The following is a 23,729-nucleotide window of genomic DNA, read 5'->3' on the forward strand; positions in this document are numbered from 1 at the left end:
TATCACCGTTCTTTTAAAAGAGCACTCCACCAAAACTGCCGGACAGCTGGAAAAACCATTTTAAAAAATTTCAACTTTCCATTGGGATGACAGATAAATCCGCTTTTCTCTCTCCTTTCAAAACGAACGATCCCAACCAATCACTTCCCTACATCGTGAAAAAAAGTAATTTCCGTGACTATTTCTTTTTTGCCGTCTCAAAAGTCAAAATGACCTAGGAGCATCCCTGTTTTCATGTAAATCTTTATATCGAACAAGCTGGTGATCGTGAAATTCACTCGTTTTACCCAGGCGATACACGACCTCGCTTGCTTGAACCTCGCTGCGGTGTCTCGCTCGGCTTGCTTTTCCTGCAGAAGCCTCTCCCATTCCGCGATCATCCCAATCAGACAAAAGCAAAAAAACGTCTTTTCCATTAGCAAGCGCCAACCCTAACAATCCGCCCGCTTCAAAATGAAACTCCCGAAAACAGAGAAAACCCGACGAGAGAAAGGTTTTATCTCGTCGGATTTTTTGTTCAAAAGAGGCCTTTAGGGCCTTTAAAAAAGCTTCTTCCATTCTTCGATAAGTTTTTCTTTCCAATCTTTTTTCTTCTTTTTCTCTACTTGTTTTTGAATAGGAGTTACATCAAATGACTCATTTTTTATATACGGCAGCGTTTTTTCCATGACCTCCCGAAATACTGGGACTACTCCATCAGAACTGTTGCTGGTCAAATAATCGTTGTTGTTGTCAAAGCCAAGCCAGACAGCTCCCACCACGTTTGGCGTATACCCAATAAACCATTGGTCCTTTGTTCCATCCACGCCTTCAATCGGCACCTGAGTAGAGCCTGTCTTTCCGGCAATCTTATACCCTGGAATCGATGCTTTTCTTCCAGTTCCTTCTGCGACTACGTTCAACAGCATAGAATTCATTTCATCAACTACTTTTTTACTTGTAACGCGCTTTCCTTCGCCTTTCCACTCTGCTACCACCTTGCCGTCAGGGTCCACAATTTTTCTGATAAAATGTCCTTCTTGGCGAACCCCACCATTGGCAAACGTCGAATAGGCGGACGCCATTTGCAATGGCGAGACCCCTTTATACATTCCGCCAAGAGCGATGCTCAAGTTCCGGTCTTCTTTTTCAAGAGGGATTCCGAAACGTTTTAAAGCATCCACGCCTTTATCCAATCCAATCTCGTTTAAAAGCCAAACAGCCGGTACATTCAGCGATTTTTCGACCGCTTCGTACATTGGAACTTCTCCTTTGTACACTCCGTCATAGTTGGAAGGCTCATAATCGCCAAATTTCATTTTTTCATCTTTCAGCATGCTCGTTGGTTGATATCCTTCTTCTAAAGCCGGTGTATAAACAGCGAGAGGCTTAATCGTAGATCCAGGAGAAGTTTTCATTTGCGTAGCATAGCTGAAACCACGGAATACATGTTCTCCACGGCTTCCTACAACCCCTAAAACCCCTCCATTATGTGGATCTAACATAACGACCGCGCTTTGAACATCCCCGCCATGTACACCTTTTGGAAAAAGCCAATCCTCCTTATACACTTTTTCCAATTGAGATTGGATATTTTGATCCATCGTAGTGTAAATTTTATATCCTTTCTCCAAAAGATCTTTTTGAGAAAGGCCATAGCGATTGACAGCTTCTTCAATAACAGCATCGCCAAAATAAGGGTATTTTTCTTTTAGCGGGTCCTTGCTTCCGTCTTTCAATACAATGGTCGTACTTTTGGCTTTATTCGCTTCTTCTTGTGTGATGTACCCATATTTCACCATTTGGTCCAGTACGACGTTGCGGCGTTTGATGGCCGCTTCGTAATGATTGTACGGATCAAGGGCGGACGGAGCCTTAATGAGACCGGCAAGCAAAGCTGATTCACTCAAATTCAAATCTTGCACATTTTTTCCAAAATACTTTTCCGATGCATTTTGTACTCCCCATGCACCTTGCCCAAAGTAAATGGTGTTTAAGTACATTTCCAGTATTTCTTTTTTCTTGTACACTTTTTCGATTTGGATCGCAAGAAAAAGTTCTTCAATTTTTCGCTTTAACGTTTTTTCCGGTGAAAGCAGCGCGTTTTTCGTCAGCTGCTGCGTAATCGTGCTTCCGCCTTGGACTGCTCCTCCATGCAGTATATCTTGCACAAACGCTCTCAGCATTCCTTTTAAATAAAATCCGTTATGGTTGTAAAATTGATGGTCTTCAATCGCAACCACAGCGTCTTGCAAAGAATCCGGTATTTTCTTGATCGGCACACTATCTGAGCGATTAGCTGATAATTTACTGGCAACGTCTCCGTCTTTGTCATAAATAATCGTTTGCTGGGATAGACCTTTTTTTAAAGACTCGACATCTGCTGATTTCATAAAATAGATCACAAATCCCAGTAATAAAAGAACGCAAATAGAAAGAAGCAAAATAAACACTTGGGTTAGATGGAATTTTCTCCAAATGTTCTTCATTGTATCTAAAGATGTTCCCATGTCTTTTTTGGTTCCCCCTGTTGTTTACACTAGTCCATAAAGGATTTTAAAATCAGCTTTGATTACTTGATTCCATTTCTTTTTAGTGACATGTTTCTGCCAAACGGATTTCATTTGCTCAAGGCTATTTTTACAGCCGTAAACAAAAGTCCATGGAGCAATGAAAGCACCTTACGCTGAAAAACATTATAACATAATGAATTTCAACAAAAGTTGTTCTTTTGAAAGTAAAAACTTCCATTACTACATGATTTTCCTCTCCTTAACGGCCCGTTTGGAGACTAATGTCTCATTGATTTTACTCTTGTTGCTGTTTTTTTGTCTTGATGATTATGTCCCATTCCGTGTGGAAAAATCAAACTTCTGCCAAGAAACTTGTAAAAAAGAAAGGGAAAAGCCGAAAGCAAAATCTCAGGGGAACGAGGGGGGAAGCGGAAACTCAGTAAGGAACAAGAATCATTCAACCTAGGATTCTCCTATTATATTAAGATGATTTCTTCTTCAGCATCTGGACGACAAACAGTAATACAAATGAAATCGACATCAACACGATAACCAACGTCCACGCTGTTTTCATATCCCCGCTTTCCATCGCCATATAAATGGCGATGGCGGTGGTTTGAGTTTTTCCAGGGATATTTCCTGCGAACATAAGCGTAGCGCCAAATTCGCCCAATGCCCTTGCAAAGCTTAAAAAGACTCCCGCCATTACCGCTTTCCATATAAGCGGCAGTTCAATATAGATTAATATTTGCAGCCAAGATGCACGGTCTAATCGGGCAGCTTGAATGATTTCTTGATTAATTTCTTGAAATCCGATGCTTAGCGATTGGTACATGAGCGGAAAAGATACAACCGTAGCAGAAATTAGAGCAGCCCACTGCGAAAACATAAGCGGTTGGCCGAAAATCGACTCAACCGCCCGCCCAAGTATAGAATCTCCGCCAAGCAATACGATTAATATAAACCCTACAACTGTCGGCGGTAAAACAATCGGTAAAAGAAACAATAGCTCGACCAGCAACTTTCCTTTAAAAGAATAGGCAGTCATCCATTTTGCCGCCGCCAGACCGAAAATAAGCACGATAATCGTTGCTCCAAAAGCGAGCTTTAGGGATAAAAAAATCGGTTCCCATAAAGAACTTGCCATTTATGAATGCTCCTTGGAAGGGATTAAATAACCGTATTTTTTAAACACGTCTTGGCAATGCTTGTCCTGTAAGAAGCTAGCAAAATCTTTCGCCCATTGTTCATGTTTATGTTTAATAACCGCCATTTCATAATCAATAGGATCATGCAGTTTTGGATCTGCTACTATAGCCGTTTTCACTTTTTTGGAAGACAGAGCATCTGTTTTATAAACAAACGCTGCATCAACGCTGCCGGTTTCCACATAATTCAGAGCCTGTCTGACATCCTTCGTATAAACGATTTTATCGTCTAAATCATCCCATAATTTTAAAGATTTCAACGTTTGTTCAGCGTATTTGCCAGCGGGAACAGTCTCCGGAGTTCCAAGGGCGATCTTTTTCACATTTTTGCTCGCCAAGTCTTTAATATCAGAAATCGATTGCGCTCCCTCTTTTGGCACAACTACAACAAGTTCATTTTTTAATAACAAAACGTCCTTGCTGACAAGGTTCTTTTCCTTTAATTGATCAACGTTATCTGCGGATGCCGATAAAAACAAGTCTACCGGAGCTCCTTGAGAAATCTGCTGCGCTAACGCTCCAGAACCACCGTAGTTTACAGTAACATGAAAATCCTTATGTTTTTTTTCAAACTCGGCAATGAGCTCATCAAGAACGGGTTGCAAACTGGCCGCCGCTGAGACGGTAATGTTCTTCGTTTCTGCTTTATCTTGTGTTCCCGCCGTATCCTGCGCTCCTCCTGACGACTTTCCGGAACAACCTGCTACAATCAGCAGTACAGCTATAGTTAAGAGACTAAAAATTCTTTTCATCCTCATCCTCATTCTCATCCTTTCCATCCAGAAAAAAATCCCGATTTATCGGGACTTTTCATTTTTCACGACTGCATTTTCTTTTTCTTTTCCTTCCTCCTCATCATCCAAAATACCTTTCATGCCTTTTTTAAATTCATGAAGGGTTTGTCCGGCGGCTTTTCCTAATTGAGGGAGTTTAGCAGGTCCAAAAATCAACAACGCAACAATAACAATAAGAGCAATCTCACCAAATCCCAGGTTCATGTATGACTCCCCTTTGCCTCATGATCCCCTTGAAGAGGGGACCTAATGAAGTTGTTATGTGACACAATTTTTATTAATTTTCATTTATTTTTATTATACAATACCACTCACATCTTTGCACTACTTTGACCATGATGACATGTCTTCAAATAATGTCTGAACAACGAAACAGTGAAATGGTTGCAGGTTTAAAACTGAAAAGACTACAATAAGTTCAGGGGTGATCCACATGGCAACAGCAAAACCGGGGGCTGAAAACAACAGCACTGTTGAGAAAATAAGCTGTACACTGAGACAATTCGCCAGCCAATATCCTTTCGAAAATCTTGATGTCGTCACTCAAAATACGATGCCAATCACAGAAACTTTTCTTTTTCAAAAATTTTCCCAATATCGGGGCGGGTTGTGCTATGAGCTAAACCCATATCTTTATTTGCAACTGAAGGAAGAAGGATACAATGTAAAATTAGTTTCCGGCACCATTTCGAACGGAAACCATTGGGCCCTTGATGGCACTCATGTTTTAATTCTTCTCGATCTCGGAGATTCTTTATGGTTGGTAGATGCCGGATTTGGCAATCAACTTGCTCTATCCCCCATTCAGATTGACGGGATGGCTGTATCCTCGGCAGCAGGAAGTTTTCGAGCTCGCCGTTTACAAACTCCAAAGGGTACACACGTGCTCGAAATGAAATCGGAAGAACACTGGATCATCAAATATGCATTTTCGTTGAAGGAGCTCCCTTGGAAAAAATTAACGGATATCAAAGAACAAATTACGTTTCATGAAAAATCCCCGTTTAATAGTTCTCCATTAATCGCCCAATGTTTTAGCGATCAAACTCTTTCCGTCACGGATAAACAGATGAGAGTCCGCTTTTCCAAAACAGGACGGAAAAAACTGGTTAAATTCAATGATCCTACAGAATTCATGAAAGCAGTGAAGACACTTTTTTCAAATTCCATTTTCGAAAAAACTTCAGAATACATGAAAAAAGCGGAAAAACATGGTTAGAAACTGACATTTTTCCGCTTTGTCAACTTTTTCTAGAAATCCATTCATTGTTACCTCGTCTTCTCATCGTCGTTTTCCATTATTGCTTTTTCTCAGCAAGATTCCCGATTCGTTCTTTTTATTGATTCGTATATTGGTTAAAACATGATCTTTTAATTACATGCAACCGCTTAATAAATACTGGCAGCAGATGGTTATCATCATGAAATTGATATTCACTACAAATCAGCAGCTTAAGAAAGAAACTGTAAAGTCCCCCTTTTAAAAAAGAAAACGATCCATTTTTATCTGAATAAGACAATAGGGTCTTTATGATATGGAACAAAAGAATACTTTCTCTTGCGGTTCTTTATTTGCTTTCCGCTTTGGTTTTGCCTGCTGTGCCCCAATGTGTGGGAGGGATCTCCGTCACAACGACACGTATACTTTCCAGCGGCGCATCTAAAGTATCAGCGACACAGTCTGTGACATTTTTAATCACGTCTTTGATTTTCTCTTCTGATCTGCCTTCAAGTAAATGAATCTGAATAAATGGCATTTGAAATCCTCCTCAAAATTAGTCGCGGACTGCGAAGGAAACGTCCCCTAATTGATCCAACTTTCCATGGACAACATCTCCGTTTGCAAGCATAATCGCCTCTGTGATCGCTCCTGCCAAAATGATATCTCCTGCTTGAAGCTTTTTGCCGGAGCGGGCCAGCATATTGGCAAGGGCAGCGATGGAATTGGCCGGATGATTTAATATCGCGGCACCCGCACCATTCGCTTTTAATTCCCCATTAATGTACAATACAGCCCCGGTCAGCTCCAAGTCCGTTTTCAAGGAAGAAACAGGCGTCAACTTATTTCCAATGACCACACGGGAAGCGGATGCATTATCGGCAATGACATCAGGAAGTGTAAATTGAAAATTTTTATATCTGCTGTCTATAATTTCAAGAGCCGGTGCGACATAAGCCGTTGCCGACATCACTTGAGCACTTGTGACGCTAGGGCCTTCTATATCCTCTCCAAGGAAAAAGGCGATTTCGATTTCCACTTTTGGATGGATGAATTCGGAAAAAGAGACGGTTTCTCCGCTTTCAATCAACATATCATCCAAAACATAGCCATAAATCGGCTCATTGACTTTCATTTGCTGCATTTTAGCAAAGCTCGTTAGCCCCATTTTGGGCCCGATTATCCGATGTCCGTTTGCTAATTTCAAATTAACCAGCTCTTCCTGAATTCGATACGCTTGCTCAGGCGTCAAGTCTGGAATTTCAGAAGTCAGCCGGACGACTTCTCTTTTTTCTTTTTCAGCATTGATTAAAAATTCCGATAATTCCCAGTATTTTTTCCTATCCAAATTCCTTTCCCCCTAGATGAATGTTTTCACTTTTGATGCTAGTTCCGAAGCCACTTGTAGAATCATATCTTCTTGTCCCCCAACCACTTTTCTTTTGCCCAGCTCCACCAAAATGTCTCTTTCGTCTACTTGAAAACGCTCTGCTGCTTCCTTAGCATGCAATAAAAAGCTGGAGTATACCCCGGCATAACCTAAAATTAAACTGGCTCCGGTAATTTCTTGAGGACGAGGCATATAGTCTGCCACAATATTCGCTGCGTCCATAATCTTATACAGATCAATGCCGGTTTGATGACCCAGTCGATTTAGCACTGCGATCATTACTTCTGTTTGTGTGTTTCCGCTTCCCGCTCCCAACGCCCTCAGACTGCCGTCAATATATGTCGCTCCTTCTTCTATAGCGGCTAATGTATTCGCCATAGCCAACGACAAATTATTATGTCCGTGAAAACCAATGTCCACTCCCAGCTCGCTTCGCAACGCGGCAATTTTCTCTTTTACCTCGTGAGGCAGCAATGCCCCCGCCGAATCTGTTACATAAACGACTTCAGCTCCATAGCTTTCAAACAATTTCGCCTGTTCCACCAGTTTGGAAGTAGACGCCGAATGAGCCATCATCAAAAAACCAACTGTTTTTAAACCAAGATTCCTCCCTAATTCAATATGTTGCTTGGCAACATCGGCTTCTGTCACATGTGTCGCCACACGAACCATATCTGCTCCTGCTTGGACCGCTTCTTTTAAATCTTCTTTAATGCCAATTCCCGGCAAAAGCAAAACAGAAATTTTCGATTGCTGACATTCTTCTTTTGCTGCTGCAATTAATTTCATTTCGTTCACTTTTGAAAATCCGTATTGCAAAGAAGATCCGCCAAGACCATCCCCATGGGATACTTCAAAATATGGGACTCCCGCTTCATCCAGTGCACGAGCTGTCGACCGCACTTGTTTTTCGGTAAAAGCATGTTTCATAGAGTGGCTTCCGTCCCTTAACGTCACATCCACAACCGTTAAATGTGCCATTTTCAATCCCCCTTCACTGTTTCTGCAAATGCGACAGTTTTTTCTGGAAAATTCTTCCGCCACTTTCCGGGCAGATGCCGTCATTATATCCAAATTCCCTGAATACGGAGGAAAGAAGTCTCCCGCTCCTTCCACCTCAATAAATACAGATACTCGTTTGCCTTTAAATATCGGTTCGGTTCTCAGTCTATAACCCGGGACATACTCTTGAACTTTGGTTACCAATTTTTTTATCGATTCAGTGATTTCTTTTTCTTTTCCTTCTTCCTCTACCAATGCATGAATGGCATCGCGCATCATGATCGGCGGTTCTGCCGGATTTAAGATAATAATCGCCTTGCCTTTTTTCGCTCCACCAATCACTTCGATTCCTCTTGCCGTGGTTCTCGTAAACACATCAATATTGGCTCGTGTTCCCGGACCCGCACTTTTGCTGGCGATCGTCGCGACAATTTCTGCGTATTCTACAGAAACAACGCGGCAAATGGCATGGACAATAGGAATGGTTGCCTGTCCTCCGCATGTAATCATATTGACATTCGGCTGATCTAAATGCTCGGTTAAATTCACGGCAGGAACAGCAAACGGACCTATAGCAGCAGGGGTTAGATCAATCACCTGTTTTCCAAGCTTCCCTAATACTTGATTATGGTAATCGTGAGCTTTAGCCGTTGTAGCATCAAAAAGAATATCCGCCAATTCTGGATGCTGCAAAAACCCTTCAATTCCATTGCTAAAAGCGGTGTAACCGCGTGTTTTGGCTCGTTTCAATCCCTCTGAATCCGGATCTATTCCTATCATAGTGGACATTTCGAGAACATCGCTTTTTTCGATCTTATACATTAAGTCAGTGCCAATATTACCGGAGCCAATAATTCCAACCTTCACTTTGTTCACTTGAAAGCCCCCTTTGTTTTTTAATCACCAAATTTCATACTAACCTCGCCTATGTGGACCAGTTTGGCGTGAAAATAATCTCCAGGCTCAGCCGCTACCGCTGCGGACAAAGCTCCCGATAAAATCACTTCGCCTGCTTTTAATGAAATGCCATAATCATGCAATTTGTTGGCAAGCCAGGCAACGCATTTTGCCGGATGGCCCATGGCAGCTGCACCTGCACCTGTATTTATCAATTCGCCATTTTTATACAGAGCCATCCCAATGATTGTTAAATCAAGATCTGCTATGGAAGTCGGGCTTCCACCAAGCACAAAAAACCCGGAGGAAGCGTTGTCTGCTACTGTATCTACTAATTGAATATCCCAATCGCGAATTCGACTATCGACAATTTTTAATGCCGGCACTATATAATCAGTGGCCAGCAAAACGTCTACTTCCGTCACATTTGGTCCTGTTAAGTCTTTCTTTAGCACAAAAGCAATTTCTGCCTCGACTTTCGGCTGGCAAACTTTTTGCCATGAAAGTATCCCATGGTTTTCTAAAATCATTCCATCCAGCAAATGCCCATAATCAGGTTCGTTGACCCCCAATAACGTTTGCATAGCAAGAGACGTCAACCCAATTTTTTTCCCAACAATCTTCTCGCCGGCATTGAGCTTTTTTTGTATGTTCAGCAGCTGAATCTGATAAGCTTCTTCTTCCGTCAGTTGTGGATATGTCTTGGTGAACGGCTCGATCCCTTTCCTTGTTTTCTCTGCATCCAACAATTGCTGTGACAGCAGTTGAATCTGATTTTGTGCCATCTTATCACCCTTATAATTTTATACAAATATTGGATAATTCAGTGTAAAACTCAAAGCTGTGCATTCCGCCTTCCCTGCCGATTCCGCTTCTTTTCATGCCTCCAAAAGGTGTGCGTAAATCGCGCAAAAACCAGGTGTTGACCCAGATGATTCCTGCTTCTATTTGCCTGGCCACCCGGTGGGCACGGCGCAGATCATTCGTCCAAATGGTTGCGCTTAATCCATAGTGGGTATCATTCGCCTGTTCAATCACTTCCTCTTCTTTGTCAAAGGGGAGAACGGTGACAACCGGACCGAAAATTTCCTCTTTGACACAGCGGGAATTCCGATCCAATCCAGCGAAAATAGTTGGCTCTAAATAATAACCTTTGTCCAATCCCGCCGGACGTTTTCCGCCTATCACAATGTTTCCGCTTTCTTCTTGGGCAATTTTAAGATAGCTCGATACTCTTTCATAATGTTCTTTCGAAATCAATGCTCCCACTTTGCTGTTAGGATCTAAAGGATCACCGACCATAAGTTCTTTTGTTTTTTGAACAAACTTCTCCATAAATGCATCCAAAACCGGACGTTCGACATAAATGCGAGAGCCAAACAAACAAACTTCACCTTGATTGATAAAACTGGATTTGATGGTTGTTTCAATGACTTCATCCAAATCCGAGTCTGCAAAAATAATATTGGGGTTTTTCCCGCCCAGTTCATAAGACAATTTTTTCAACGTTTTGGCAGCTGATTGCATAATGACGGTCCCCGTTGACGTTTCACCGGTAAAACTGATGGCATCTACATCCGGATGTTCGGAAAGAGCTGCGCCTGCTGAATCGGGACCAAAACCATGCACTATATTCACGACTCCATCCGGAACGCCTGCTTCTTTACAAATTTCCCCCAATAAAGTCGCTGTCATCGGCGTCCATTCTGCCGGTTTCATAACAGCTGTATTTCCGGCAGCCAAACAAGGAGCTAATTTCCAAGTCAGCAATAACAACGGCAGATTCCAAGGATTAATCAATCCAACAACTCCTACCGGACGGCGAACGGCATAATTGATCGCTATATTGTCTTGTTCATAGGCTTCCGTACCCACTGAAATCATATAGTCGGCAAAGAAATGGAAATTATAAGCGGCTCTCGGGATATCCAGTTGTTTAGCCAACCAAAGCGGTTTGCCGGTATCCAACGTTTCCAATATGGCTAGTTCATCGATTCTTTTCAAAATAATATCGCCAATTCTGCGGATGATTTTCGATCTTTCTTGTGTGGATATTTCCTTCCAGGGTCCATTTAATGCTTTTCTTGCGGCGGCGACGGCAAGATCAATTTCTTTTTTTCCGCCTTCCGCCACCGTCCCGATCACTTCCTCTGTTGCTGGATTAATATTTTCAAACGTTTTATGATCCACAGAAGAACAATACTTTCCATTGATAAAATGCAAACAATCCATCGTTTTTGTTTCGGCTGATACGGATGCCATCATTCATACCCCCTGTTTATTTGCTGAAAATCAGTTGCTTTAACATAAGGGTAGAAAATGGGGGAAACGCCAACAACTTGGTTGTTCTTCTATGCGAAACAAAGATGAAAATTTTAAATTTATTTAATATTCAAAAATTATATGATAAAATAATATCACTCCTCTCGTTCATCTACCGAACAAGTTGCTAGCTGTTATGATAGCGCTTTCAATTATCTTAAGCCTTGATCGTCATCGTTACCCATATTTAGAAAGGTTCACGATTCAGTCTTAAAATGAGTTCTTCAATCTCATGTCCAGAGATGGAATCAAGTGCGGAAGTGACTTCATCAAGCAATAAAACGGAAGGATTGTTGACCAATGTTCTAGCTAATGACAATCTTTGCCGCTGTCCGCCTGAAAGCTCTTTTGCTTCCCTTGTTAAAAGATCTTTCGATAATCCAACGTATTCCATATATTTTTCAGGATTGTTCAAAGTTCGACCTTGCAAACGAGCAGGCAGTGTAAGGTTTTCTAATGACGTCCCTGTCAGCATAGGTGCGCTTTGAAAGGCAATACCCACTCGACGCCTAAGTTCTTGGACTTCCCACTTCCGCACTTCTTTCCCCTGAATATGAACCTCCCCTTCATCAGGAGTGATAAGCAAATTGCATAATGATAAAATCGTGCTTTTTTCCTGATCCTGAAGGTCCTATAATCGTTAAAATAGATCCTTTTGGAACTTTCCCGCTTATTCCCTTTAATACATGGATCGCCTCATTATGATTCATAAAAGTTTTATGGACGTTTTTCAATTCAACCTCTGTAATTATTGGATTGCCTGCGTTCTCCATCATTTCTCAATCCCACTTTAATACATTTTTAAAAAATATTGAATTCAATTCCATCTTACGATATTTTTCACCTTATCTTCAAAAATTTATTTTATCCTTTTTAGAAATTCACAGTAAAAAAGGTATAACGCCAATCAACACACGTCATACCATTTATGTTGCACAAATTCTTTATTTTGAACCTATCTTGTTAACCTCTTTTATACTTTAAAGCATCAAGGGGGTCAGGCCCCTATAAATATTTTCTTTGAATGCTTCGGCCGTTGTAGGTAAACAGCATGGTCCGTTCTTCTACGACTGTTTCCATGTGAACGGGGCGGCCCCATAATTGATAAATATAAGGAAGCACTTTTTCTAAATAATTCAAGTCAAGTTCAATCCCTTCATACCAGTGCTTTAAATACAATTCCCCATTTTTTAAATAGTCGCCATCGTTGACGGTTATATAGGGAAATCCGCCATTTACCCGCATATTCACCAGCTGATCGCGAACATTTTTCCACTCTTTATCCACAATCTTGTAATCATGGCCTTGTTTTTGGAAAAGAAACATGTCTTCGCGCATCACCAAATCCTTTGTTAAGTAATTGCGCAAAAATGAAATATCCGATTCAATTTCTCGAACTTCAAATATCTTATCACGGCCGGAACCAGGAACAACCCCGTGTTTTTTCATTTCATCACTAGGATGGTTCCAACGTTCTTCAATGTCTTCAAAAATCTTCAAACCGAGGTAATACGGATTAATGCTTGTTCGAGATGGCTGAACGACACTGGCATTTAATTTGGCAAATTCAATGGCTTCATCTGAAGTTAAATCTAATTCCCGGATAATTCGTTGATGCCAATACGAAGCCCAACCTTCGTTCATAATCTTCGTTTCCAGCTGCGGCCAAAAATATAGCATTTCTTCTCTGATCATCGTCATAATATCTCGCTGCCATTCTGTTAATTCCCGGCTGTACTGTTCAATAAACAACACTAAATCCTTTTCAGGTTGAGGAGGAAATTTTTTCTTCTTTTTTTCGCCATCTTTCCTTACCGGCTTTTTCTCATCCAGCGACCATAAGTCATCGTATGGAGAGGCCGGTTTTGAATCTTCTTCCTCCTCCCACTCCTCTAAATCTTCTATACTCCACGCCAGTTGAGGTCTCATGAGAGACGGATCAATATGTTCTTCTATCGCCAAAACGGCATCAATAAATCTCTCCACTTCCTTTTTTCCGTACTGAATTTCATAATGACGGATCCTCTCTGCGGTCGCCGCCATACTTTCGACCATATCTCGATTAGTGTTTTGAAAACGAACATTGTTTTTGAAAAAATCGCAGTGTGCCAATACATGGGCAACGATTAATTTATTTTGAATAAGAGAATTGGTATCAAGCAAAAACGCGTAACAGGGATTGGAATTGATGACAAGCTCATAAATTTTGCTTAAACCTAAATCATAATGAAGCTTCATTTTAAAAAATTGCTTTCCAAAACTCCAATGAGAAAATCTAGTCGGCATCCCATATGCACCAAATGTATAAATAATTTCAGCAGGGCAGATCTCGTACCTCATCGGGTAAAAGTCCAGTCCAAAACCGCTGGCGATTTCCGTAATTTCCTCGATGGCGTATTCCAACTGTTTTTGTTCATTTTCCAGCATTCGCTTTCCCCCCTTTGTTCTTATAACAATTTATGAGAACAAAGGAGGTTTGATGAAAATAGAATAAGAAAGTGGCGAAGCCAGCCATTTACGTCCATTCCAATTTCATCTTGAATCGCTGCCTTCACGCCTTTTCCAAAAAACAAAATGTGAAGGGCGCAAAAGGTGAAGCGAATCAATTTGAACAGCTCATGTAAATGAGACAGCAACAATGTCGCTTCTTTTGATAGTCGCCATAAAAAAGCATCTAGTCAACAAAAGCCGATTGCATATCCAATTTGTTTTACAGACCGACCAACATTTGCTTTGTGGATGTTGACGAAAATCACATACACTAATAACAACTCCTATACAAGGAGGGAAAGCCGCTTGGACAAAGTCGATTACGATCGTGCTTTATTCTATATCCACCGGTCAAAATGGGATAATTTGCTAATTTTAATGGTGCGCACAAAAGACCATTTTTTAGCTAAAAAAATTGAACATTTCTTGCATGCGAATTACTTTTCCCATGATTATTTTGTGATAGAGCGTCGTTTATATGCATTGCTTCACTATATTGAGCATGCGAACAACACGTTTAGCGTCACACATCCCTTTGAAGAAGCATTTTTTTAGTCCTGAGAATTCCACCAAACCAAAGGCTTGCCTCTTAAGGTAAGCCTTTCTGTCATCCATTTTCTTACATATATTTTTATTTTGCTCATTCAGCCATATAGGATTATATTCTTGAGTTGTCGGCCGTTTCTATTTCTTTCACAGCTCTATCTTTTCCAAATTGGCAACAAAAATATTGCAGGTTTGGAAATTGGTCCTTGCTTTTCCTCATTATTTTTAAGAACCTATTGCTCCCGTTTTACAGTCCTTTGGTATGAACAAGAAAATCTTTTGAAAGAACTACAGCGCAAGCAATCCAATACTTTTCAACTATTTCCTGTTATAAAAAAGTGAACATGCGGTTACTTTTGATTATTTTATGTTTTGTACGTTTTCTTTTTCTTCAATCAATACTATAATTTTGAGAAGAGCTTATCTGGGGAGGATATTATGAAAAATTTGAAAGAAAATCTATTATTTCTCGCTTGGGGAGCTTCTGTCATCGCCATGATGGGAAGTTTATACTTTTCTGAAATCAGGGGTTATGAACCATGCGAACTTTGCTGGTATCAAAGAATTTGTATGTATCCGCTCACTGTATTTTTAGGGATGGCCGTTGTAAGAAAAGATTATCGTATGGCAATCTATTCTTCTGTCTTATCTGCCATTGGCGGGTCCATTTCTTTATACCATTATTCTTTACAAAAAATATCATTTTTCTCTGATCATGCACCTGCTTGCGGGCGAATCCCCTGCACGGCGGAATACATAGATTGGTTTGGGTTTATCACCATTCCTTTTTTGGCGCTTGTAGCCTTTATCATTATTTTTGTTTCAAGCGTCATTGTATATAAAAAATGGAAGGAGGAAGTACATTGAAAAAGGTAATCATATTTCTGGCTATTGTGATCGTGTTATTTGCGGCCATCTTTTTTATCACCAAATATCAGCAAAATGAAGAAGCCAAAAACAATCCATATGGCAAGACCGATCTCCATCCTGAAACCATTGACCAATTGCATGACTCGAATTATCAAAATTTGATTTTGCCTGATGAACTAAAAAAGAAACTGGATCAAAAAGAAAGTTTGGTCGTTTACTTTTACAGTCCAACATGCCCTCATTGCAAAAAAACGACGCCGATTTTAATGCCTTTAGCAAAAAACATGAACGTACACGTTTATCAATATAATTTGCTCGAGTTTGATCAAGGATGGGATGACTATCATATTCAATATACCCCAACCATTGTGTACTATGAAAAAGGAAAAGAAAAATCTCGTCTTGTCGGAGAACAACCAAAAGAAAAATTACGGAGCTTTTTAGAACAAACAATCAAAAAATAAAATTCAAGATCCCTAGGTTTTATACCTAGGGATTATTGAATCATTAAGGGCGGTAATTCACACCAGAAAGGACGATCCCATAGAATGAAAACAATCAGAAAAGGGGAAATTGGAGAAATCACCATCCCTAAAAGCTTCTCCGGTCTTACAATTGCTGAATTTTTACAGCAAAAATGGAGAATACCCAAAAAATTGCTTCATGAATGGCGTATGAACCAATCCATTTCTTTAAATGGAAAACCTGTATCACTGTCCGTGGTACTACAAGAAAAAGACCGCATTCAGCTGCCTTTATTTAATCAAAGCCCCTTGCCCGTTCCCCCTTCCTTTCAGCCCATTGAAGTTCTAATGGAGGATGATCATCTCATCATTGTGAATAAACCAGCCGGGATCACCACTCATCCCAATTCACCTGAAGATGCTGATACGTTGTTACATATGGTGGCAGGGCACTTGTGCGTGAACGGAGATATAGGGTTTGTACGACATGTGCACCGATTGGACAAAGATACAACCGGAGCTATTTTATTTGCAAAACATCCTCTCAGCTATTCGACTTTATCTTATTTGCTCGAAAAAAAAGAAATCAAGCGGACATATGTGGCCATCGTTCACGGAATTCTTTTTCAAACGAAGGGGACGATCAACAAGCCGATCGGAAAGGATCGCCATCACCCAACACGAAGAAGGATTTCCCCATCCGGCCAGTCAGCGGTTACTCATTATGAAGTTTTGGAAGTCGATCGAAAACAAAAATTAACCTTGATCCGATGCCGGCTTGAAACAGGCAGAACTCATCAAATCAGAGTTCATTTCAGTTCCATTGGGCATCCGCTTGCCGGCGATATTCTCTACGGCGGTAAACCGGTCTTCCATCGGCCTGCTTTGCACTCGGAAAAAATGGAATTTATTCACCCTTTTACAGACGAAGCCATTCAATGTCATGCATCTCCGTTGGATAACGTGTTTGACGGTTTTCCCATCATCGAATCGAGTAGGAGGGAGCGATGAACCCCCGTCCTCTCACACCACCGTACGTACGGTTCCGTATACGGCGGTTCAATTAAGATAATTGACGCAAGTCTTTATAACTTCCGTGAATAGCTGTTCTCTTTATGCCAGTGGTCACTCCACCCTCCAAGAGGTCTCCCACGGGATTCACCGCTTCCTCCCTCAAGTGAGGTACTACGTTTTCTGTGTTCATCATGACTCACTGAATACCAAGGGCTATTCTCTCTTAATTGTTCGGTCCTTCTTAGTTGTTCTAGACCAACTAATACTATGACCTCTGCTGACTTCTGACGGTTCAGCTACTTATCACTAAGTTGGTTATGAAGAGTACTTCACCTATCCGCCAGACCTCCCCGGGTAAGTACATGCACTTTCACACCATCTATCCGCCTCATTTACTCGATATGACCTTCGACAGAAAGAGCTTTGTTTTGTTATGCAAACTCACTCCATCATACCTAGCCTTATATGAGGTTCGTGTTCCTCGGTCCGGTGTTTTGCCTCCAGCTTCCTTCAGATTCCGCGTCACCACGGACACCTTTGCTCTTGGCTAACCTCTACTTCTGTCTTCGGGGTTCGGGACTTACACCCTATAGTTCATGTACATGCCGGGCGCACATAAAGAGAGTCGATTTCCGACTCTCTTTTTCACTTTAAAAATCAAAATTGTCAGGATCAGCCCCGTAGCGATGATTTTTATTCAAGCTGTTAATCTGCGCCATTTCCTCTTGGGAAAGTTGAAAATCAAATAACTCAGCGTTTTCTTTAATTCGTTCCGGATGCACTGATTTAGGAATAATCACCACTTCGTTTTGCAGATGCCAGCGCAGGATCACTTGAGCTTCCGTTTTCCCATGATTTTTCGCTATTTCTTTAAGGATCGGTTCTTGATCAAGTATCCGTGCTCTAGCTAACGGAGACCAAGCTTCCACTGCGATTTCATGATCACGGCAGAATGTACGCAAAGGTTCCTGGCTCAAATGTGGGTGGAGCTCCACTTGGTTGACCACCGGTTTTTCTTGGCTGTTCGCCATTAAATCTTCAAGATGATGGATTTGGAAATTGCTGACACCGATTGCCTTTACAACTCCTTCATTATATAAACGTTCCATTGCTCTCCATGTTTCCAAATATTTTTCTTTTACCGGCCAATGGATTAAGTAAAGATCCAAATAATCCATATCTAATTCTTTTAAAGAACGCTCAAATGCCTTTAACGTTGAATCATATCCTTGGTCGCTGTTCCATACTTTTGAAGTAATAAATATTTCTTCCCGAGATAGACCGGATTCTTTCACCGCTTTTCCAACAGCATCCTCATTTTGATAAAAAGCTGCCGTATCGATCATTCGATATCCATAATCAAGCGCTGCTTTGACAGCGTTTATCGTTTCGTCATTGTCAGTCATCTTATATACGCCAAGACCAACATAAGGCATTTTTACTCCATTATGTAATGTCACATGATCCTGTAAACTGCTTACCATATAGAACCCCCACTTTCATTTTTTACTTTATTTTAACACAGGTGCCTGACCCCCTTGGTACTTTAAAGTAGAAAAGGGGTCAGGCCCCTTAAAAATATTTTCGAACAAGTTTCGACATTAACTTTTCTCTTTCTCCTTTTTAAGCTAAAATAATGCATGTTCAGTACTTTTTTAATCTATAGGAGGTTCCCAACAATGTTTAAAGGTAAAAAAGACAAGTTTAATGTACTTTTGGCCAATATTTCAAGCAATTTGCTGGAAAGTGCCAATTATTTTGCAGACTATAAATTGAATAATGAACAAGATTTGAAAGCTTTTTCGGAAGAGATGAAAAGATTTGAAACGAAAGGTGATACATTTGTTCATCAAGTGATTACCGAATTAAACCACGTATTCATCACTCCAATTGAGAGAGAAGATATTTTAGCTCTTGCGATGACTATGGATGACGTTCTTGACGGCTACGAAGAAACCGCCGGACTTTTTGAAATGTATTCCATTACTCATTTTGATGAATATATGATGAAATTTATAGACGCTCTTCGCAATTGTGCAGTTGAAATCGATAAAGCGGTCGGCCTCCTTTCTACTAAAACTTTGCCGGAAATCCGCCAACACGCCATTAAAATCAAAGAATATGAAACATTTTGCGACGGTATTTGGCGAAAATCCACCAAAAACTTATTCGATGTTGAAAAAGACCCCATTAAACTGATTAAATTAAAAGATATTTACCAAGGGTTTGAAAATATTGCTGACCATTGCCAAAACGTTGCCAATACTCTTGAACAAATCATAATGAAAAATGCATAAGGAGCGTTTCAATTAAATGGACTATATATTAGTTACAACAATCTTGATTGTCATTGCTTCATTATTATTCGATTTTATCAATGGTTTTCATGATACGGCAAATGCCATTGCAACCTCAGTCTCTACAAAAGCGTTGAAGCCACGTCAAGCTATTTTTTTAGCGGCTATCATGAACTTCTTGGGAGCGATGACTTTTACCGGTGTCGCTCAAACTATCACAAAAGATATTGTTGACCCTTTTACATTGAATAACGGATCTGTTGTCATTATTTCAGCTTTATTCGCTGCTATTTTATGGAATTTGATTACTTGGTATTTTGGAATCCCTAGCAGCTCCTCCCATGCTATTATTGGTGCTGTTGCAGGTGCAGCCATTGCGGCATCGGGTTTTACAGCCATAAAATATTCGGGATTTTTAAAAATACTTCAAGCCTTAATCTTCTCGCCAATCATTGCATTTACTGTGGGTTATATCATTTACAGCATTTTCAAAGTGATTTTCAAAGAAAATAATTTAGCGAAAACGAATAAACGATTTCGTCTCATTCAAGTGGTAACTGCGGCGATTCAAGCCTATACACATGGTGCCAATGATGCCCAGAAAGCAATGGGGATCATCACTATGGCTTTAATCACGAACCATTACCACACTACAACCGATATTCCCCTTTGGGTACAGATCAGCTGTGCAGCCGCAATGGGGCTTGGAACATCCATCGGCGGTTGGAAGATCATCAAAACCGTCGGCGGAAAAATAATGAAAATTAAGCCGGTCAACGGTGTATCTGCTGATCTAAGTTCTGCGCTGATTATTTTCGGGGCAACTTATATACACTTACCCGTCAGCACCACACATGTTATTTCCTCTTCTATTTTGGGAGTAGGGTCTGCTCATAGAATTCGCGGAGTAAAATGGGATACGGCCCAAAGAATGGTCATTACTTGGGTGATTACAATGCCCGTTTCAGCTACCCTTGCCGCCATCATTTTCTTTATTTTAAATTCGTTTTTTTAACATAACCTTAAAAACCTCTCTCTTTTTTAGGCGAACGCCGAAGAAAGGGAGAGGTTTTGGCCTTTCAAAGAATCTTCCTAATATGTTTGAAATTCGTTTTCAAACCTGCCTTTCTTAAGAATTCCTCCCAAACAGTTAAGAAAACACGTATCTTCGCAAAATGGTAATCAACAAAAGAAACGCTATGATCATCATGATCATGACAAGCACCTTTTCGGCTTTATCTCCCGGCATATTCAAACACCTCTTTTATTTTTTATGATATCCAATGTCCGTACACTTTTTTCAATAGGAAATCTCAATCGTTTTCGTTTAAAAGCTTTTTCAAATAATAGAGTTTGGATCGCAACAAAAGCAAAAAACTATATCGATAAAAAATTTTTCAAGGTTTCCCTATTGCTTTACCCAATAAAAACGAATATTATAATATTTGTGTGTTTAAATTGTTCGCATTTAATCCTGATCATTGGAAGGACTACGAACAGATGGATGAAAGTATACTAATTGGAGGATTTCACAACGATGTTTCAACTAAAAGAAAACGGCACAGACGTTAAAACAGAAGTAATCTCAGGACTTACGACATTTTTAACGATGGTCTATATCGTGGTCGTGAATCCTGTCATTCTTCATAATGCCGGCGTGCCTTTTAATCAAGTTTTTATTGCTACCATTATTGCCGTCATTGTCGGTACTTTATGGATGGGGCTCATGGCCAATTATCCTATTGCAGTCGCTCCTGGAATGGGGTTAAATGCTTATTTTGCGTATTCTGTCGTTGGCTCTCATCATGATATTACTTACATGACCGCTTTTTCGGCAGTATTTGTTTCTGGAATTTTATTTGTCATTTTATCATTAACCTCATTCCGTGAAAAATTGATTGAAATGATTCCTGATAACTTGAAACATGGAATAACAGCAGGCATCGGACTATTTATCGCTTTTCTGGGTTTACGGATGACGGGAATCATTGCGGATAATAAAGAAAATTTAGTAGGCTTAGGCGATCTTCACAGCCCTTCATCGCTCTTGGCTCTTTTCGGTTTGGCCGTCACCATTATGTTAATGGTGTTGAATGTGCGTGGCGCTTTGTTTATCGGAATGATTCTCACCGGAATCGTTGCTTATTTTACCGGTCAGCTAAATTTTCATGAAGGAATCGTTTCCATGCCATCGTTTCCCGAAAAGCTTGCCATCAGTAATCCGATTGCTGCCTTTGGTGATGTGATCCATTACAGCTTGTATTCCGTTGTGTTTTCATTTCTGCTTGTGACCATTTTTGATACAACGGGAACCATTATAGGAGTCGCACATCAAGCGGGATTAATGAAGGGACATACCTTGCCGCGCGCCAGACAAGCATTATTGTCTGATTCCATCGCAACGACTGTTGGGGCCGTGTTCGGTACCAGCCCTTCAAGCGCTTATATCGAATCATCGACAGGCGTTGCAGCTGGAGGAAGAACGGGTTTAACATCAGTTGTTACCGCCGTTTTGTTTGCGATTGCAGCATTTTTTGGCCCATTAGTAAGCGCCGTTTCCGAAATTTCCGCTATTACTGCACCGGCTTTAATCATTGTAGGCAGCCTGATGATGAAAAATATATCTAAAATCAATTGGAACGAACTGGATGAAGCATTTCCGGCCTTTTTCATTATTTTAAGCATGCCCCTTACATCCAGTATTTCAACGGGAATTGCTTTCGGATTTATCTCTTATCCTTTGTTAAAAGTCATTCAAGGAAAATGGCGCGCCGTACATCCTTTGATGTACTTGTTTGCCGTATTATTTTTCTGTCAGCTGGCATTTACATCCCATTAAGTCCTTTCTTGAAAAAATCGCATGACATAGGATTTCCCACGATCCCCTCTCCATTTTCGGGAAGGGGATCAATTGCCTTCACAAACTATACCCGTTAAGAAAATATAAACAACAAACCTCTGTTTCTTTTCTATCAGAAAATAAAAAGAATAATAAAAATAGTTTTACTTTTATTTTCTTTTTCCATATCTGTCCATGTAAAATTATTGAAAACATTGATTTTACGCAATTCTTCCAATTTTTATTTTAATTTTCCTATTTTTTTATTGATTTATAAAATTATTTCTTTTTCTACATATATTGATTATTAAATATTATTAAATTAATATATTGCACATAGTTTAGACAATTTAAATATTTATAGGAGGACGTCTATGGGAACCATTGTACAACAACAAGATTATAACATTCCTGGGCCAAAGAAAAAGTCGAAACATCCCCCTGGATTGTATTTGCTATTCATGACGGAAATGTGGGAACGCTTCAGCTATTATGGAATGAGAGCCATCCTTGTTTTATATTTAACTGCATCTGTTGCAGCCGGCGGTTTAGGGATGAAAGAACAATCGGCCATGCTCATCTATGGTTTCTTTACTGGGGCCGTCTATTTTATGCCGCTGCTCGGTGGATATTTATCAGACCGTTTTCTAGGTCGAAGGCTGGCCATTACAATTGGTGGACTGACAATGGCGCTTGGGAATTTGGCCTTATTTGCCCATCAAAACCACACCTTTCTTTATACAGGTTTAGCCCTTCTAATTATAGGAAATGGATTCTTCAAACCGAATATTTCTACTATTGTCGGTGACCTCTACTCCGAAAACGATCCCCGCCGTGATGCTGCGTTTACCATTTTTTATATGGGTATTAATGTTGGGGCCTTCTTCTCTCCGCTCATTGTTGGTTATGTGTCAGAAGATTTGTTTGCTAAAACGATGAATGGTTTTATCCAATACGGTTATAAGTATGGATTCCTTGTATCGGCCATTGGGATGATCATTGGACAAATTATCTTCAATGCGCTTGGCAATCGATTTTTAGGCGATATCGGTAAAAAACCGACTGGTAAGCCGAAAAAGAGCAATAAAGGAATCAAACAATCTCAACCGCTTACGAAGAAAGAAAAAGAAAGAACAGCGGTGATCTTTATCCTTGCTGCGTTTGTCGTTTTCTTCTGGGCAGGATTTGAACAAGCCGGAAGTTCTATGACACTGTACACTCAAAAATTTATTGATCGGGAAATATTCGGATGGACGATTCCTGTATCTTGGTTTCAATCTGTAAACCCTCTGTTTATCGTCCTTTTAGCTCCAGTTGTTTCTGCCTTTTGGATGAAGTTAAACAAATCCAAACGCGGCGATTGGAAGATCCCGACGAAAATGGCGGTCGGCATGATGCTGCTTGGATTGGGATTTTTTGTGCTTGTCTTAGCCGTGATGAAAACGGGCAGCGATCCGAATAATATTCAACATAAAGCCAATTTGTTATTTATTGTGTTTACGTACTTATTCCATACGGTTGGCGAACTGTTCCTATCACCAGTTGGTCTCTCAGTCGTGAGCCGAATCGCTCCGGTCAAACTGGCTTCCTTATTGATGGGGGTTTGGCTCTCTGCCAGCGGATTTGCTAACATTTTAGCTGGAAAACTCGCCACTTATACAGACTCTCTAGGGTACTTGGAAGTATTTAGTCTTATCGGAGGAATTGCTATTCTACTAGGATTAGTCTTACTGACATTGTCTAATAAGTTGACGAAAATGATGGATTAACGAATCGAACGTTTCATCAGAAAATAAAAAACGTATGTAAACAAAACCGCCGGCTGATCGCTTGGCGGTTTTGTTTTTTAGGAAAACACATCTGAGATCGTCGACTGGACAAAAAG

General features: G+C 40.4%; 23 protein-coding genes and 1 pseudogene. 9 read left to right on the plus strand and 15 right to left on the minus strand.

Features of this window, described 5'->3' with window-relative positions:
• Positions 1-204 precede the first annotated feature (204 nt).
• The 5 genes from N1I86_RS04630 to N1I86_RS04650 all read right to left on the minus strand — a co-directional run bounded on the left by N1I86_RS04630 (position 205) and on the right by N1I86_RS04650 (position 4,698).
• Positions 205-582 (minus strand): hypothetical protein, encoded by a 378-nt coding sequence (locus tag N1I86_RS04630; protein WP_341095180.1) that lies wholly within the window; start codon positions 580-582, stop codon positions 205-207.
• On the minus strand, positions 540-2,489 hold the full coding sequence (locus tag N1I86_RS04635; RefSeq protein WP_003353205.1) for a transglycosylase domain-containing protein: 1,950 nt from the start codon (positions 2,487-2,489) through the stop codon (positions 540-542). The genes N1I86_RS04630 and N1I86_RS04635 overlap by 43 nt, the downstream gene beginning before the upstream one ends.
• A 484-nt stretch (positions 2,490-2,973) precedes the next feature.
• A complete protein-coding gene (gene modB / locus N1I86_RS04640; protein ID WP_327805068.1) occupies positions 2,974-3,639 on the minus strand; it encodes a molybdate ABC transporter permease subunit in 666 nt (221 codons plus the stop codon).
• The gene (gene modA, locus N1I86_RS04645; RefSeq protein WP_003353207.1) at positions 3,640-4,452 is read right to left on the minus strand and encodes a molybdate ABC transporter substrate-binding protein; all 813 of its coding nucleotides are present in this window, start codon (positions 4,450-4,452) and stop codon (positions 3,640-3,642) included. It lies immediately after the preceding gene.
• A gap of 45 nt (positions 4,453-4,497) precedes the next feature.
• A complete protein-coding gene (locus N1I86_RS04650; protein ID WP_327798203.1) occupies positions 4,498-4,698 on the minus strand; it encodes a twin-arginine translocase TatA/TatE family subunit in 201 nt (66 codons plus the stop codon).
• Between the two features lie 229 nt (positions 4,699-4,927).
• On the opposite strand from N1I86_RS04650, the gene N1I86_RS04655 reads away from it, so the two are divergent.
• Positions 4,928-5,713, plus strand: a complete 786-nt coding sequence (locus N1I86_RS04655; protein WP_341095184.1) for an arylamine N-acetyltransferase family protein — start codon at positions 4,928-4,930, stop codon at positions 5,711-5,713.
• 349 nt (positions 5,714-6,062) lie between these two features.
• Here the strand turns inward: N1I86_RS04655 and N1I86_RS04660 are convergent, their stop codons facing one another.
• The 9 genes and pseudogenes from N1I86_RS04660 to N1I86_RS04695 form a co-directional block, all read right to left on the minus strand.
• On the minus strand, positions 6,063-6,251 hold the full coding sequence (locus N1I86_RS04660) for a 4-oxalocrotonate tautomerase (protein ID WP_003353210.1): 189 nt from the start codon (positions 6,249-6,251) through the stop codon (positions 6,063-6,065).
• 18 nt (positions 6,252-6,269) lie between these two features.
• Positions 6,270-7,061, minus strand: coding sequence for a 2-keto-4-pentenoate hydratase (locus tag N1I86_RS04665; RefSeq protein ID WP_341095186.1), 792 nt, complete (start codon positions 7,059-7,061; stop codon positions 6,270-6,272).
• Positions 7,062-7,073: 12 nt separating this feature from the next.
• Positions 7,074-8,084: a 4-hydroxy-2-oxovalerate aldolase gene (dmpG, locus tag N1I86_RS04670; RefSeq protein WP_040341017.1), complete on the minus strand. Its 1,011-nt coding sequence runs from the start codon at positions 8,082-8,084 to the stop codon at positions 7,074-7,076.
• Between the two features lie 42 nt (positions 8,085-8,126).
• Positions 8,127-8,981, minus strand: a pseudogene (locus N1I86_RS04675) (acetaldehyde dehydrogenase (acetylating)); the annotation flags it as partial.
• A 20-nt stretch (positions 8,982-9,001) separates the two neighbouring features.
• Positions 9,002-9,787, minus strand: coding sequence for a 2-keto-4-pentenoate hydratase (locus tag N1I86_RS04680; protein ID WP_341095189.1), 786 nt, complete (start codon positions 9,785-9,787; stop codon positions 9,002-9,004).
• A 10-nt stretch (positions 9,788-9,797) separates the two neighbouring features.
• Positions 9,798-11,267 carry an aldehyde dehydrogenase gene (locus N1I86_RS04685; RefSeq protein WP_341095190.1) on the minus strand — a complete coding sequence of 490 codons (1,470 nt, stop codon included), beginning with the start codon at positions 11,265-11,267 and terminating at the stop codon, positions 9,798-9,800.
• 244 nt (positions 11,268-11,511) lie between these two features.
• Entirely contained in the window at positions 11,512-11,910 is a 399-nt protein-coding gene (locus N1I86_RS04690; RefSeq protein WP_445662256.1) for an ATP-binding cassette domain-containing protein, read from the minus strand.
• On the minus strand, positions 11,894-12,100 hold the full coding sequence (locus N1I86_RS16685; RefSeq protein ID WP_445662257.1) for a hypothetical protein: 207 nt from the start codon (positions 12,098-12,100) through the stop codon (positions 11,894-11,896). The genes N1I86_RS04690 and N1I86_RS16685 overlap by 17 nt, the downstream gene beginning before the upstream one ends.
• A 229-nt stretch (positions 12,101-12,329) precedes the next feature.
• Complete coding sequence (locus N1I86_RS04695; RefSeq protein WP_341095192.1) at positions 12,330-13,751, minus strand: SpoVR family protein; 1,422 nt, start codon at positions 13,749-13,751, stop codon at positions 12,330-12,332.
• 369 nt (positions 13,752-14,120) lie between these two features.
• On the opposite strand from N1I86_RS04695, the gene N1I86_RS04700 reads away from it, so the two are divergent.
• The 4 genes from N1I86_RS04700 to N1I86_RS04715 all read left to right on the plus strand — a co-directional run bounded on the left by N1I86_RS04700 (position 14,121) and on the right by N1I86_RS04715 (position 16,705).
• Positions 14,121-14,369, plus strand: a complete 249-nt coding sequence (locus N1I86_RS04700) for a YhdB family protein (RefSeq protein WP_341095194.1) — start codon at positions 14,121-14,123, stop codon at positions 14,367-14,369.
• 429 nt (positions 14,370-14,798) lie between these two features.
• Positions 14,799-15,227 carry a disulfide oxidoreductase gene (locus tag N1I86_RS04705; RefSeq protein WP_341095196.1) on the plus strand — a complete coding sequence of 143 codons (429 nt, stop codon included), beginning with the start codon at positions 14,799-14,801 and terminating at the stop codon, positions 15,225-15,227.
• Positions 15,224-15,694, plus strand: a complete 471-nt coding sequence (locus tag N1I86_RS04710) for a thioredoxin family protein (protein WP_003353226.1) — start codon at positions 15,224-15,226, stop codon at positions 15,692-15,694. Before N1I86_RS04705 ends, N1I86_RS04710 begins: the two co-directional genes overlap by 4 nt.
• 84 nt (positions 15,695-15,778) lie before the next feature.
• Entirely contained in the window at positions 15,779-16,705 is a 927-nt protein-coding gene (locus N1I86_RS04715; RefSeq protein WP_341095198.1) for an RluA family pseudouridine synthase, read from the plus strand.
• Between the two features lie 653 nt (positions 16,706-17,358).
• Here N1I86_RS04715 and N1I86_RS04720 read toward each other — a convergent pair.
• Entirely contained in the window at positions 17,359-18,192 is an 834-nt protein-coding gene (locus N1I86_RS04720) for an aldo/keto reductase (RefSeq protein ID WP_341095200.1), read from the minus strand.
• Between the two features lie 195 nt (positions 18,193-18,387).
• Between N1I86_RS04720 and N1I86_RS04725 the strand changes: the two genes are divergently transcribed.
• From N1I86_RS04725 to N1I86_RS04740, 4 genes are all read left to right on the plus strand, one after another.
• Positions 18,388-19,005, plus strand: a complete 618-nt coding sequence (locus N1I86_RS04725; RefSeq protein WP_003353229.1) for a DUF47 domain-containing protein — start codon at positions 18,388-18,390, stop codon at positions 19,003-19,005.
• 16 nt (positions 19,006-19,021) lie between these two features.
• Positions 19,022-20,020: an inorganic phosphate transporter gene (locus N1I86_RS04730; protein WP_341095202.1), complete on the plus strand. Its 999-nt coding sequence runs from the start codon at positions 19,022-19,024 to the stop codon at positions 20,018-20,020.
• Between the two features lie 522 nt (positions 20,021-20,542).
• Positions 20,543-21,844, plus strand: a complete 1,302-nt coding sequence (locus tag N1I86_RS04735) for an NCS2 family permease (protein ID WP_048622787.1) — start codon at positions 20,543-20,545, stop codon at positions 21,842-21,844.
• Positions 21,845-22,218: 374 nt separating this feature from the next.
• The gene (locus N1I86_RS04740; protein WP_341095209.1) at positions 22,219-23,613 is read left to right on the plus strand and encodes a peptide MFS transporter; all 1,395 of its coding nucleotides are present in this window, start codon (positions 22,219-22,221) and stop codon (positions 23,611-23,613) included.
• Positions 23,614-23,729 lie beyond the last annotated feature (116 nt).

Source organism: Bacillus sp. FSL W8-0116 (assembly GCF_038003825.1).
GTDB lineage: Bacteria > Bacillota > Bacilli > Bacillales > DSM-4216 > Bacillus_O > Bacillus_O smithii.